The organism is Falsiroseomonas sp. E2-1-a20, from assembly GCF_051433195.1.
Taxonomy (GTDB): Bacteria; Pseudomonadota; Alphaproteobacteria; order Acetobacterales; family Acetobacteraceae; genus Falsiroseomonas.
The window spans coordinates 107,474-121,113 of sequence record NZ_JBHMFT010000015.1; the positions used below are offsets into that span (position 1 = coordinate 107,474).

Annotated in this window: 8 protein-coding genes; 7 read left to right on the top strand and 1 reads right to left on the bottom strand. The window is 73.4% G+C overall.

All coding sequences use genetic code 11. The features are described from left to right. Complete coding sequence (locus tag ACFHPP_RS18680) at positions 1–627, bottom strand: XrtA/PEP-CTERM system exopolysaccharide export protein (RefSeq protein WP_437164739.1); 627 nt, start codon at positions 625–627, stop codon at positions 1–3. A 332-nt stretch (positions 628–959) separates the two neighbouring features. Here ACFHPP_RS18680 and ACFHPP_RS18685 point away from each other — a divergent pair, with 332 nt between their 5' ends. From ACFHPP_RS18685 to ACFHPP_RS18715, 7 genes are all read left to right on the top strand, one after another. Beyond that, a complete protein-coding gene (locus tag ACFHPP_RS18685; protein ID WP_437164740.1) occupies positions 960–2,327 on the top strand; it encodes an exopolysaccharide biosynthesis polyprenyl glycosylphosphotransferase in 1,368 nt (455 codons plus the stop codon). Positions 2,328–2,364: 37 nt separating this feature from the next. After that, positions 2,365–4,452, top strand: coding sequence for an XrtA/PEP-CTERM system histidine kinase PrsK (gene prsK / locus ACFHPP_RS18690; protein WP_437164741.1), 2,088 nt, complete (start codon positions 2,365–2,367; stop codon positions 4,450–4,452). After that, positions 4,449–5,828, top strand: a complete 1,380-nt coding sequence (gene prsR / locus ACFHPP_RS18695) for a PEP-CTERM-box response regulator transcription factor (RefSeq protein ID WP_437164742.1) — start codon at positions 4,449–4,451, stop codon at positions 5,826–5,828. The genes prsK and prsR overlap by 4 nt, the downstream gene beginning before the upstream one ends. A gap of 15 nt (positions 5,829–5,843) precedes the next feature. Continuing rightward, a complete protein-coding gene (prsT, locus tag ACFHPP_RS18700) occupies positions 5,844–8,633 on the top strand; it encodes an XrtA/PEP-CTERM system TPR-repeat protein PrsT (RefSeq protein ID WP_437164743.1) in 2,790 nt (929 codons plus the stop codon). Positions 8,634–8,642: 9 nt separating this feature from the next. Further along, positions 8,643–9,950: a putative O-glycosylation ligase, exosortase A system-associated gene (locus tag ACFHPP_RS18705; RefSeq protein ID WP_437164744.1), complete on the top strand. Its 1,308-nt coding sequence runs from the start codon at positions 8,643–8,645 to the stop codon at positions 9,948–9,950. Positions 9,951–10,302: 352 nt separating this feature from the next. Continuing rightward, a complete protein-coding gene (locus ACFHPP_RS18710; protein WP_437164745.1) occupies positions 10,303–11,529 on the top strand; it encodes a glycosyltransferase in 1,227 nt (408 codons plus the stop codon). Continuing rightward, positions 11,526–13,616 (top strand): hypothetical protein, encoded by a 2,091-nt coding sequence (locus ACFHPP_RS18715; RefSeq protein WP_437164746.1) that lies wholly within the window; start codon positions 11,526–11,528, stop codon positions 13,614–13,616. Before ACFHPP_RS18710 ends, ACFHPP_RS18715 begins: the two co-directional genes overlap by 4 nt. Positions 13,617–13,640: the final 24 nt, after the last annotated feature.

Below are 13,640 nucleotides of genomic sequence, written 5' to 3' on the forward strand. Positions count from 1 at the left end.
TCAGAACCAGCCTTGTGGGATGACGAGGGTGTCGCCCGGTTGCATGGCGACATCCTGGCTGATGTCGCCGCCACGCAGCAGGTCGTCGAGGCGCACCGGGATCACCTGCGCGTCACCGCCACCGGGCGGGCGGCGAACGATCTCGGCGCGGTTGCCGGCGGCGAAGCGGGTCAGGCCGCGGGCATTGATCATGACGTCGAGCACGCTGAGGCCTTCCCGATACGGGATCGCCAGCGGCTGCGTCGCCTCGCCGATCACGCGGATCTGGCGGTTGGGCTGGCCGACGAAGGACTGCACCATGACGGTGACATTCGGCTCCCGCACGAATTCACGGAGCTGGCCCTCGATGGCGCGGGCGAGTTCGGTGGGCGTGCGGCCGGCGGCCTGCATGTCGGGCACCAGCGGCAGCGAGATGCGGCCATCCGGACGGACGGGCAGGTTCGGCGCGCTCAGCTCCGGTGCCCGGTAGACGAAGACCGAAAGCGTGTCGCCGGCACCGATCTGGTAGCCGGAGGTCGGCTGCGCCGCCTCGGGCGGCGGCAGGCTCGGCGCGGGCGCCGTGCATGCCGCGAGACCAGTCGCGAGAAGCGACAAGGCCGCGATCCCTGCGAAGCGGATACTGTTCATGCCGGATGCCCTTGGCTGGAGTGAACTGCGGACACGTCAATCCGGAAGGTTTCCCCGACGGTACGCGCCACATGACAGCGGGATCGATACAAAACGCTGCGGCGCAACGCCACCTAAAATTCAAGTACAGGATTTCACGCTTAGATCAATTCAAATACACCTGAAGCAATCCAGGCAAATTCCGGGGTCGAAAAACGGGGCACATTTTTGCAGAGCGAAATTTTGTCCAATTTATGCCTAAATCATCTCATTTACAATCTTTTGTGATTATTATTCGGATCACATGATGTCCGCGTTTGCCGCATTATGCTTCCCGACGAGGACATCTCCCCATGACAAATCTGTTTGGCCATTCGGTTCGATCTGAAATCCTTGCGCTGTGCCTCTGGGAGGCAGGTGCCGTGTTCCTGGCGGTCTTCGCGCTGCTCGCCGGCGCCGGCCCTTTCGGCACCTCCGAAGGCCTGGCCGCCGCTGCGCTGCTGGCGGCCACCACCGCGACGGTGGTGATGCTGGTGGCGGGCGCCGTCGGCCTGTACGAGCCGGGAACGCTGGCCGGGCTGCGCGCCACGCTGGTCGCCGGCCTGACCGGCACCGTGATCCTGCTGCTGCTGTCGGTGCTGGCGCTGCAGTTCACGGATGGCGACAGCGTCAGCCCGGTGCAGCGCCATGCGCTGGTCTCCGTGATGCTCGGCACCGCCGCCGCCATCCTGGTCACCCGGCTCGGCTTCACGCTGCTGCGCCCGCCGCTGCGGCGGGTTGCGGTGCTGGGCGGCGACCCGCCGGCGGACGCGGCGGCGATGGGCGCTGGCGAGACGGCCGACAGGCCGCCGGCCGATCGCGGCTTCCAGCCTTTCGAGGTGACGCTGGCGCTGCCGGTGGGCGAGGCGCTGGGCCAGGCCCTGCAGCGCGGCCGCCTGCGCGCCTGGCGCATCTGGGCGGTGGTGGCGCCGGGGCGCGCGCCGGTCTCCGCGGCGGTCCGGCAATCTTGCGCCGCGGCCGGCCTGCAGGTGTTCACGCCGGCCGAGTTCACGGAACACGGCCTGCGGCGGCTGGACCTGGAAAGCCTGCAGCCGGGCTGGCTCGCCGGTGCCAAGGCCGCGCATACCGGCCGGATGGAAGCGGCGTTCCGGCGCGCCCTCGACATCACCACCGCAGGCTCGCTGCTGCTGCTGACCCTGCCGCTGCTGCTGCTGACCATGCTGGCCATCAAGCTGGACAGCCGCGGGCCGGTCTTCTACCGGCAGGAACGCGTCGGGCTGAACAACCGCCCGTTCATGCTGTTCAAGTTCCGCAGCATGATCACGGATGCGGAGGCCGGCGGCGTTGCCCGCTGGGCGATGCGGGGCGACCCGCGGGTGACGCGCATCGGCCGTTTCCTGCGGCTGACCCGAATCGACGAGATCCCGCAGGCGCTGAACGTGCTGCGCGGCGACATGTCCGTGGTCGGTCCGCGCCCGGAACGGCCGACCTTCGTTGCGCAGCTCGGCGAGATCATTCCGCACTACAACGACCGCGCAGTGGTGAAGCCCGGCATCACCGGCTGGGCGCAGGTGAACTACCCCTACGGCGCATCGGTCGAGGATGCGCGGATGAAGCTGTCCTATGACCTGTACTACGTGCGCCGCCGCAGCCTGCTGCTGGACCTGCTGATCCTGCTCGGCACCGTGCGCGTGGTGCTGTTCCAGGAAGGCGCGCGCTGATGCGTGTCGCGACCGCAGCGCGGCCCAGGGGGGCGCCATGACAATCGGGGCGTCTCCGCTGCTGCATGGTGCGGTCGCTGTGCTGTGCCTCGGCTGGGTGGCGCTGATCCTGGTCTGTGGCCGGGGCCGCGCCGGGCTGCTGCTGGCACTCGCCAGCGCCGCCGCGGCCGCCTGGGCCGCCGCCGTCGCCTTGCAGCCGGAGACGCCGCTGACCGGGCTGTCCGGCGCGCTGGAGATCGCCCGCAGCGCCACCTGGCTCGGCGTCCTGTTGCTGCTGGGCTGGCGGGTCGGCGGCGCCGCCGCCCGGCCGCTGTCGCTGCGCTTCGCGCTGGCCGGCGTGGTGCTGGTGCTGGGTGGGCTGGCGGCGCTGCTGCCGGGCGCGCCGCAGCCGGAGGGTCTCGGCTCGCCGAGCCTGCTGGCGCGGCTCGGCCTGGCGCTGCTGGTGGTGGTGGTGGCGGAGAACCTGCTGCGCAATGTCGGCCGCGCGGTGCGCTGGCACGTGATCCTGCCCTGCCTGACGCTCGGTGCGCTGTCCGCCTTCGATGTCGTGCTGCACGCCGATGCCGCGCTGCACCACAGCTATGCGCAGGCCATGCTGGATGCGCGGGCGGTGCTGACGGCGGTGGCGCTGCCGCTGCTGGCCATCGCGGCCGCCCGCGACCGCCGCTGGCACCGGGACCCCCCGGTGTCCCGGCAGGTGGTGTTCCATGGCGCCACCCTGGTGATCGCCGGCACCTTCCTGACCGGTGTCGGCGCGGTGGGGGAAGGCCTGCGGCAACTTGGCGCCGATTGGGGCCAGGCGGCGCAGATCAGCCTGCTGGCCGGGGCGCTGCTGGCGGTCGCCGTCGGGGTTTCCTCCGCCTCCCTGCGGTCGCGGCTGCGGCGGCTGGTGGTGGATCATTTCTTCGCCGCGCGGTTCGACTACCGCGCCGAATGGCTGCGCTGCGTCGCCACGCTGTCGGCGCAGAACGCCGAGGCCGAGCAGCGCGCCATCACCGCCATCGCGGACCCCGTGGACAGCCCGGCCGGGCTGCTGCTGCTGCAGGACGCCCCGATGGCGCCGCTGCGCTGGGCCGGGTCGTGGAACCTGCCGGCCAGCGCCATGGTGCTGGCCGCAGGCCACCCGCTGCTGCAGGCGACGGAAGACGGCACCCGCATCGTGACGCAGGTGCCGGGCGACCTGGACCCCGCGCTCGGGCCGATCTGGATCGCGGTGCCGCTGCGCCACCACCGGGACGGGCTGCTCGGCCTGGTGCTGCTGGCGCCGCCGCGCGCGCCCTTCCGCCTGGACCAGGAAGCCTTCGACCTGCTGCGCGCCGTGGGGCGCGAGGTGGCGCTGTTCCTGGCGGAACGCCGCGCGGCGGAGCGCCTGCACGACCAGCGCGCGCTGGCGGAACATGCGAAGCGCTTCGCCTTCGTGGCGCATGACGTGAAGAACGTGGCAAGCCAGCTCACCCTGGTGCTGGCCAATGCCGAGGACAACATCGCCGATCCGGATTTCCAGCGCGACATGTTGCTGACGGTGGGCGCCGCCGCCACCCGGATCAATGCGCTGATCGCGCGCCTGCGCGCGCCGGAACCCGAGGCGCCGGCCTCCGCTATCGCGGCGTCCGGCGTCGCCACGCCCGGCACCGCGGCGCTCACGCCAGCGGCGCCCGGCGGCCCGGCGATGACCACCGGGCCGGCCGAGACGCTGCAGCGCGTGCTGCGCGACGTGCCGCATCCGGTGCAGTTGCGGGCGGAGGATCGCGTTCCGCGCCTCCAGATCGCGCCCGAGGATCTGGAGGCGGCGCTGCGCCACCTGCTGGACAATGCCGCGGAAGCCTCGCCCCCCGGCGTGCCGGTGACGGTGGAGCTGCGGCGGGAGGCCGGATGCGTGGTGATCGACATCATCGACCGCGGCCCCGGCATGACCGCCGATTTCGTCCGCGACCGGCTGTTCCGCCCGCTGGTGTCCGGCCGGGTGGGGGGAAACGGCATCGGCGCCTGGCAGGCGCGCGACCTGCTGCGCGGCGCCGGCGGCGACCTGCTGGTGCTGAGTACGCCCGGCACCGGCACCACCATGCGCCTGACCCTGCCCTGCCCGGCTTCGGGCCAAGAGATCATCGAGGACATCGCGGCATGAGCAAGCCGAAGCTGCTGGTGGTGGAGGACGATCCGGGCCTGTGCGCCCAGTATCGCTGGGCCTTCCCGACCTGCCGCGTGGTCATCGCCAACGACCGCAAGCAGGCCGAGGCGATGGCGAAGCGGGAGGAGCCGGCGCTTGTGCTGCTCGACCTGGGCCTGCCGCCGGATGCGGAGGGCGTGGCGGAAGGCTTTGCCACCCTGGCCGCGCTGCGTGCCATCGCCCCCGGCACGCCCATCATCGTCGCCAGCGGCCAGGGGCAGCGGGAGACGATGCTGCGCGCGGTGTCGCTCGGCGCCTACGACTTCTGCGAGAAGCCGGTCGACCTCGACGTGCTGCGCACCATCATGGACCGCGCGCTGCGGCTGCGCGCGCTGGAGGAGGAGAACCAGCGCCTGGCCGCGGCGCCGCGCCCGAGCCCGATCGCGGATATCATCACCGCCGACGAGACGATGCTGAAGCTGTGCCGCAGCGTCGAGCGCCTGGCGACGGTCTCCGTGCCCGTGCTGATCCTGGGCGAGAGCGGCACCGGCAAGGAAGCCCTCGCCCGCGCCCTGCACACCCTCGGCCCGCGTGCGCAAAAGCCGTTCATCGCGCTGAACTGCGCGGCGATCCCGGAGGCGCTGCTGGAAAGCGAGCTGTTCGGCCATGAGCGCGGCGCCTTCACCGGCGCGGTGCGCCAGGTGACCGGGCAGATCGAGGCGGCGAATGGCGGCACGCTGTTCCTGGACGAGGTCGGCGACCTGCCGATGTCACTCCAGGCCAAGCTGCTGCGCTTCCTGCAGGACCAGGTGGTGGAACGCGTCGGCGGGCGAACCAGGATCCGTGTCGACGTGCGCGTGGTCTCCGCCACCAACCAGCCGCTGGAGGAACACGCGGCCGGCGGCCAGTTCCGCCAGGACCTGCTGTACCGGCTGAACGCGCTGACGCTCCGCGTGCCGCCGCTGCGGGACCGCGGCGACGACGTGCTGCTGCTGGCGCGCTGGTTCCTGGCGCGCTTCGCGCAGGAAGCGCAGCGCCGGCTGCGCGGCTTCGACGACGGCGCGCTGGCGGCCATCGCGGCACATCCGTGGCCCGGCAACGTGCGCGAACTCGGCAACCGCATCCAGCGCGCGGCGCTGATGGCGGAAGGCCCGCTGGTCGGTGCCGCCGACCTGGAGCTGGCGGTGCCGGTGACCGACACGGCGACCGAGGACCTGGACCTGCGCGCCGCCCGGGCGCGTGCCGAGCGCGAGATGATCGGCCGTGCCCTGGCGCGCGGCAATGGCAGCCTCTCGGCCGCCGCACGGCTGCTCGGGATCAGCCGGCCGACCCTTTATGACCTTCTCGAAACGCATGGTCTGACGCCGCAGCGCGCCGACCCGACCCCCAGCTGACCGGAACCCCCCATCATGGCCCGTCGCACCCTCGCGCTGCCCGTTCTCGCCCTGACCGCCCTGATGGCGGCCGCGCCGCTTGCCCAGGCCCAGCAGGGCCACCCGTCGCAGGAACGGGCGCGCGCCGCCGCCGCCCGCGGCGAACTGCGCGCCGCGCAGATCGAATGGCGCAACGCCGTGCGCGCCCTGCCGGATGATCCGCAGATCCGCGCCGCGCTGGCCCGTGCCAGCCTCGACCTTGGCGATGGCGAGACGGCGGAGCGCGAGGCGCGGGCGGCGCTGGAGCGCGGGCTGGACCCGGCCGCCGGCACCGCGCTGCTGGTGCGCGCCTACCTGGTGCAGAACAAGGCGCGGGAGCTGCTGGCGGACTTCCCGCAGACGGAAACGCCGCCGGCCGCCGCCGCGCAGGTCGCCGTCGGACGCTCCATGGCGCAACTGCTGCTGCGCGACATTCCGGCGGCGCGGCAATCGGCGGAACTCGCCGAACGCCTGGCGCCGGAGGCGATGGAGCCCGGCATGGCGCTCGCCGAGGTGCTGCTGGCGGAAGGCGACCGCGCCGCGGCCGAGGCCCGCCTCGACCGCCTCCTGGCGGCGCACCCGGCGGCCAGTGAGGCCCGGCTGCGCCGCGGCACGCTGCTGCTCGAACGCGGCGCCGTGGCGGAGGCCATCGCCAGCTTCGGCCAGGTCATCGAGCGCAACCCTGGCGACATCCCGGCCCGGCTGCGCCGCGCGGAGGCGCTGCTGCGGGCCAACGATGCCGCCGCCGCCGGGCGTGACCTGGACGTGGTGCTGACCGGCGCGCCGAACAGCGCGACCGGCGTCTACCTGCGCGCCATGCAGCTGGCCAGCCAGAACGACTGGGCCGGTGCCGACGCCGCGTTGCAGCGCCTCGGCCCGCAGGTGACCAATTTCCCGGACGGGCTGCTGTTGCAGGCGCTGGCCAAGGGCGGGCTGGGCCAGGCGGCGCAGGCCGAGGACTCGGCCCGGCGCCACGTGGCGCGCAACCCGGATGACCCACGCGGCGCCAAGCTGCTGGCCAGCATGGCGATGGCGGCCGGGCGGCACGAGGAAGCCGCCGCCGTGCTGTCCCGGGCGACGCAGAACCGGCCGCGCGACGCGGTGCTGTACGAGGCCCTGGCACGGGCCCAGACCGCCGCCGGACGCCCGGCGGAGGCGGTGCCGGCGATGGAGGAGGCGGTGCGGATCGCCCCCGACGACCCGGCGCTGCTGACCCGCCTGGGCGCCGCGCGGATGGCCGTGGGCGACAATGCCGGCGCCGAGCAGGTGGTGCGGCGCGCCCTGGAACTCGGCCCGCCCCAGGCCGGCGCGCGGGAGATGCTGGTGGCCGGCGCCATGGCGCGCGGCGACCTGGACGCGGCCGCCGCCGAGATGGCGAAGCTGGACGAGGCCGCGCGCCAGGGCGAGATGGCCGGCGTGCTGGAGGGCACGCTGCGGCTGCTGCGGCTGGATCTTCCCGGCGCGAAGCAGGCCTTCGAGCAGGTGGTGGCGCGGCATCCGACCAGCGTTGGCGGCCGGCTCGGCCTGACCCGCGTGCTGGTGCAGCAGGGCGCGGTGGCGGAGGCGGTGCCGCTGCTGGCCGCGGTGCTGCGCGAACAGCCCTCCAATGCGGAGGCGCTGTCGCGGTTGTCCACGCTCGCCCGGGCCGAGGGGCCGGTGGCGCAGGCGGCGCTGGCGGCGATCGCCGGCGTGCAGGCCTCGCGTCCGGCCTCGGCGCCCCTGGCGCTGGCGCATGCCAACCTGCTGCTGCAACGGCGCGACCCGGCCGGCGCGCTGGCGGTGCTGGACACCCCGGCGCTGCGCGGCCAGCGCGGCGCCGCGCTGCCCCTGGCACGGTCCGAGCTGCATGCTGCGGCGGAACAGTTCAGCCTGGCGGAATCCGCGGCGCGGGAGGCGCTGGCGGAAGACCCGGCCTCGGTCGCCGCGCGCCGGCAGCTGGCGGCGCTGCTGCTGCGCGGCGGCGACAAGCGCGGCGCGGAAACCCTGCTGCGCCAGGGCCTGCGGGAGGCCCCGGGCGAGCCGGTGCTGCAACAGGCGCTGATCGGGCTGCTGCTGCAGGATGGCGGGCAGGAGGCGGCGCTGGCGGAGGCGCGGCGCCGGTCCACCGCGCCGAACGCGCCGGCCACCGCGCAGGCGCTGCATGGCGACCTGCTGATGACGCTGCGCCAGCCGCAGCAGGCGGCGGAGGCCTATGCGGCGGCGCAGGCACGCGCCCCCTCCGGTACCCTGGCGGTGCGCCTGGCCGGCGCGTTGCAGGCCGCCGGCAAGGCCGCGGATGCGGAGCGCGGCCTGGCGAGCTGGGTCGCGGCGAACCCGGGCGATGTGGTGGCGCTGAACCTGCTGGCGCAGCTCGACCTGGTGGCGGGCCGCCTGCCGCAGGCGGAACAGCGGCTGCGCCGGGTGGTCGCGACGACGCCGGAGAATGCCGTGGCGCTGAACAACCTGGCCTGGGTGCTGGGCGAGCAGGGGGAGGCGAAGATGCCGGAGGCGCGCGCCTTCGCCGAGCGCGCCTACTACCTGTCCCCCAACGTCGAGACGGCGGACACGCTGGGCTGGATCCTGGCGCGCAGCGGCGAGACGCGGCTGGCGGTGGAACTGCTGCGGCGTGCCATCGGCCCCGGCAGCCAGCCGGGCGCGCGCTACCACCTGGCCTATGCGCTGCACCAGGCCGGCGAGCGCGCCGAGGCGCTGGAGGTGCTGGCGCCGGCGCTGGCCGAGGGCACCAGCTTCGGCGAACGCGCGGCGGCCGAACGCCTGCGCGCCACCCTGACCTCCTCTCCGCGGTGAACACCCACCATGCGTGACGCAGTCCTCCTCATCGCCATGCTGGCGCTGCTGCCGATGTCGTTCTTCAAGCCGTTCGTCGGCGTGCTGCTGTGGTGCTGGATTTCCTTCATGAATCCGCACCGGCTGGTCTACGGCTTCGCCGGCGGCATCCCCTGGGCGGCGCTGGTGTTCATGGCGACCGTCGCCGGCTGCGTGCTGTCCGTCGAGGCGCGCAAGCCGGTGTTCAACGCGGTGACCTGGCTGCTGATCGCCTTCCTGCTGTGCATCACCATGACGACGGCGATGGCGATCGCGGCTCCGGATGCGGCCTGGGCGAAATACAGCCAGGTCAGCAAGGTCATCCTCGGCCTGCTGCTGACCAGCTTCCTGCTGACCGACCGCTGGCGCATCCATGCGCTGGTCTGGATCATGGTGATCTCGGTCGGATATTTCGGCGTGCGCGGCGGCATCTTCGCCATCATCACCGGCGGCAGCTACCGAATCTGGGGGCCGCCCAACACCATGATCTCGGACAACAACCACCTGGCGGCGGGCATGCTGGTGACGCTGCCGCTGATGAACTACCTGCGCATGCAGTCGCGGCACCACCTGATACGCCTCGGGCTGGCCTTCGCCATGGGCCTGACGCTGCTGGCCACCATCTCCAGCTACTCGCGCGGCGCGCTGCTGGGGCTTGTGGCCATGCTGGCCGTGCTGTGGTGGCGCAGCCAGCGCAAGATGGTGGCCGCCCTGGTGCTGCCCTTCGCGCTGGCCGGTGCCATCGCCTTCATGCCGGCGGCGTGGTTCGAGCGGATGGAGACCATCGGCACCTACGAGGAGGATCGCTCCGCCACCGGGCGCCTGGACCTGTGGGCGATTTCCTGGAAGCTCGCGGTGCAGAACCCGATCACCGGCTCCGGCTTCACCGGACCGTACAACCAGCGCGTGGTGGATACGGTGGAGCCCGGCGGGCCGGCGCGCGCGGTGCACAGCATCTGGTTCGAGCTGCTGGGCGAACACGGCTTCATCACCTTCTTCGTCTGGTGCGGCCTGCTCGTCGCCGGCGCGATCTATGCGCAGATGATGGTGGGGATGGCGCGCAACCGGCCGGAGCTGAGATGGGCCTACGATCTCGGGCGCATGTCGCAGGTCTCGCTGGTCGCCTACGTGGTCAGCGGCACCTTCCTGTCGCTCAGCTACTGGGACTTCCTGTGGACGCTGCTGGTGGTGATCGGGGCCGGCTACGGCCTGGCGCGGCGCCAGATGAACCCGGAGGTGCAGCCGGCGTGGCGCCAAGCCGGCGCCGCCGCGACGCGGACGGGATGGCGCACGGCATGACGCCCGAACATCCCGTGACAATTCTGGCCATGCCAATTCTGACGAAGGAGCCGCCGCATGGACGGCATCTATTTCCTCTGCATGCTCATCGGCATCGGCTGGCTTTGCGCCTGGGCGGCGCAGGACAAGCCGATGAAGGGGGACATCTGGTGGCCATTCGACATGATCGAGGAGGGCGCGCCTGATGCCGCCGGACCAGACGATTCTGACGGGTCCGGCCGCGCCGCCCGCGCCGGCGCCGCTGCCCGGAAGCCAAGCTGGCGCAGCCTCGGCGCCTTGCCCGGCCGCCGCCCCGCCGGCGCCTTCGCCCGCGAAGCCACCCCGAAGCGGGAGCCGGCCGGGCCAGGCTGGCGTGCTGCGCCTGCTGACGTTCAGCACCCTGTACCCCAACGCGGCGCTGCCCAATCATGGCGTGTTCGTGGAAAACCGCCTGCGGCACCTGGTCGCCAGCGGTGAGGCGACCAGCACCGTCCTGGCGCCGGTGCCGTGGTTTCCCTTTTCTCCGGGCCGCCTCGGCGCCCGGTTGCCCCAGCGCCTCGGCGCGAAGCTGAAGGATTGGGGCCGCTTCGCCGCGGTGCCGGCGCAGGCGGTCCGGCACGGGCTGGTGGTGCACCATCCGCGCTACGCCGCGCTGCCCGGCATCGGCATGCTGACCGGCCCGGCGGCGCTGCACCTGGCCGCGCGTGCCGCGCTGGCGAAGCTGCTGGCGGCCGGCCACCGCTTCGATGCGATCGACGCGCACTACGCCTATCCGGATGGCGTCGTCGCCGTCTGGCTCGGGCGGGAGTTCAACCTGCCGGTGGTGGTGACGGCGCGGGGGTCCGACATCTCGCAGCTGCCGGACCACCGCCTGCCACGACGCCTGATCCAGCGCGCGATCCGCGACGCGGACGCGCTGATCGCGGTCAGCGTCGGGCTGAAGGACGGGCTGGTGAGGCTCGGCGCGCCGGCGGGCAAGGTGACGGTGCTGCGCAACGGCGTCGACCTCGAGGCGTTCCGGCCGATCCCGGATGGCGACCCGGAGGACCGCGCTTCGGTCCGGCGCGCGCTGGGCCTCGGCGCCGGGCCGCTGCTGGTCTCGGTGGGGCACCTGATTCCGCGCAAGGGGCACGACCACATCATCCGCGCCCTGCCGCTGCTGCCCGGCCACGCGCTGATGGTGCTGGGCGACGGGCCGGAGCGCGATGCACTGCTGCAACTGGCGCAGGACCTCGGCGTGGCGGACCGCGTGCACCTGCTCGGCGCCCGGCCGCATTCCGAGCTGCCGCGCTACTACGGCGCCGCCGATGCCCTGGTGCTGGCCTCGAGCCGCGAGGGCTGGGCCAACGTCCTGCTGGAATCCATGGCCTGCGGCACCCCCGTGGTGGCCAGCCCCGCCTGGGGCAGCCGCGAGGCGGTGCGCAGCATCGCCGCCGGGGTGGTGATGGAGGAAACCACGGCGGAGGCGATCGCCGCCGCCGTGCGCCGCCTGCTGCTGCTGCACCCCGGGCGGGCTGCAACGCGCGCCTATGCCGAGGGCTTCGGCTGGGGCGAGACCACCGCTGGCCAGCTGGCCGTTTTCCGTGAGGTTCTGGCATGAGTGTGACAAGGCGTGGGCTGGGTGCCCTGGGCGCTGGCCTCGGGTTGCTGCCCCTTCTGCCCCGCGATGCCGCCGCGCAAACCGCCGTGGTGATGATGGAGCCGCTGCCCTGCCTCGACCGGCAGGGCGACATCGTGGCGCTGCTGCTGGAAGGCAGCGGCGCGCCGGCCGGCGCGGTGGTCACCTTCGGCCAGGTCTTCAAGGCGGGCGACCTGCCGCGCGGCGCCGGCCTGGTCGCCCGCCTGGCGGATGGCGCCGGCCTGCCGGTGCAGGCGGATGTGCTGAGCCGGCACGAGGATGGCTCCGCCCGCTTCGCCGTGCTGGCGCTGGCGGCGCCGCAGGTCGGCCGTGGCAGCCGCGCCGGCGTGATCCTGTCCCGCGGCCGCGCCGCGCCGGCGCGGGCCTTCGACGTGACGCCGCTGATGGCGCGGCGCAGCATCACCATCGAGCTGAACGGCCAGGCCATCGACCTGATGGCGCTGCTGGCGGAGGGGCTCGCCCGGCGCGGCGCGCGCCCGTTCCAGTCCGGCCCGCTGGCGGTGCAGATGCGGGTGGTGACGCCGGTGGAGGTGGGCGGCGTGACCTCGCTGCGCATGGTCTCCGACGTGACGCTGCGCGCCGATGGCGAGGTGACGCTGGAGCTGTGGATGCGCAACGACGGCGCCATGCGGCCCGGCGGCGGCGCGGTCGGCTACCGCGTGCGCGTGCTGCTCGACGGGCAGGAGGCGATGGCGGCCGAAATCCCGCGCCACCACCAGTACACGGCCTGGGGCCGCCTGATGCACACCGGCGCCCCGGTGCCGCTGGTGCGCCCGGACCCGACCTACCTGGCGGAGGCCGGCGCTGCGCCGCGCTACGATTTGACCACCGGCGTCGCGGCCGGGCTGCTGGGCAACATGGCGCGGCAGATCGGCAGCGAGGATTGGGCGCAGCCGTTCAATTCGCGCGGGGTCCTGCGGGCGATGGGCAGCGGCGGCGGGCGCCCCGACATCGGGCCGATGACGCAGTCGCAGGCCGCCTGGCTGATCACCGGCGACCCGCGCGCCGCGATGCACGCCATCGGCCAGGCCGAGGCCGCCGGCAGCATTCCCTGGCACTACTGGGACACCGAGGCCGGCCGCTGGATGGATACCCGCCGCTGGCCGCGGCTGTGGACCGACCCGCGCGGCGGGCCGCCGCCGGGTGGGCTGGCGCAGCGCATCTCGGGCGACACCGGCTGGTCGCTGGCGGCCTCGCACCAGCCCGACCTGTCCTACCTGCCCTGGCTGCTGACCGGCCGCCGCGCCTTCCTGGACGGGCTGCAGGCGCAGGCCTGCTGGTGCGTGATCGGGCGCTGGCCCGCCCCGCGCGGCACCGCCGGCCGGCCCGGCGTGGCGGAGGGCGTGAACGTGGTGCGCGGCAACCAGGTGCGCGGCTCGGCCTGGTCGCTGCGGACCCTGACCAACGCCGCCTGGGCCAGCCCGGACGAGGACGCGACGACGCCCTGGCTGCGCGAGACGTCGCAGGCGAACTGGACCTGGGTGCGCCAGCAGATTCCGCGCTGGACCCAGGCGCAGGGCGAGGCGCATGGCTGGATTCCCGGCGAATACGGCGTGCGCGGTGCCCTGCCGCCCTGGCAGCAGGACTATTTCGCCTCCGCTGCCGCGGCCGCTGCGCGGCAGGGCAGCCCGGATGCGCGGGCGGTGCTGCGCTGGATGGAGAATTTCCTCGCCGGCCGCTTCCTGGCCGGCCGGCAGGGCTTCCCGCCGAACGATGGCGCGGCCTACCTGCTGGCCGTCAACGCCGATGCCGATGCGCGCAACCCGCTGAACACCTGGGCCGCGATCGGGGAGGCGACGCGCTCGGGCAACCTGTCGAACGGCGATGGCTGGAGCAAGACGCAGGGCGACTACGCGCAGCTCGCGCTGCAATCCCTGGCGCAGGTGATCGACGTGACCGGGTCCGAGGATGCGGCGCGGGCCTATGCCTGGCTGTCGGAGGCCGATGCTCCCTACACGCGGGACGAGGATTACCGCCGCAACCCGCTGTTCAACATCGTGCCCCGCGGCCAGCCGCGGGTGCCGAGCCGGGTGATGCGCTGCCGGTAGGCGGTGCGCACCCGGCGCCTGAGG

Coding starts and splice junctions, on each gene's coding strand:
- prsT (WP_437164743.1), top strand. CDS start 5,844: ATGGCCCGTCGCACCCTCGCGCTGCCCGTTCTCGCCCTGACCGCCCTG.
- ACFHPP_RS18680 (WP_437164739.1), bottom strand. CDS start 627: ATGAACAGTATCCGCTTCGCAGGGATCGCGGCCTTGTCGCTTCTCGCG.
- ACFHPP_RS18715 (WP_437164746.1), top strand. CDS start 11,526: ATGAGTGTGACAAGGCGTGGGCTGGGTGCCCTGGGCGCTGGCCTCGGG.
- prsR (WP_437164742.1), top strand. CDS start 4,449: ATGAGCAAGCCGAAGCTGCTGGTGGTGGAGGACGATCCGGGCCTGTGC.
- prsK (WP_437164741.1), top strand. CDS start 2,365: ATGACAATCGGGGCGTCTCCGCTGCTGCATGGTGCGGTCGCTGTGCTG.
- ACFHPP_RS18705 (WP_437164744.1), top strand. CDS start 8,643: ATGCGTGACGCAGTCCTCCTCATCGCCATGCTGGCGCTGCTGCCGATG.
- ACFHPP_RS18685 (WP_437164740.1), top strand. CDS start 960: ATGACAAATCTGTTTGGCCATTCGGTTCGATCTGAAATCCTTGCGCTG.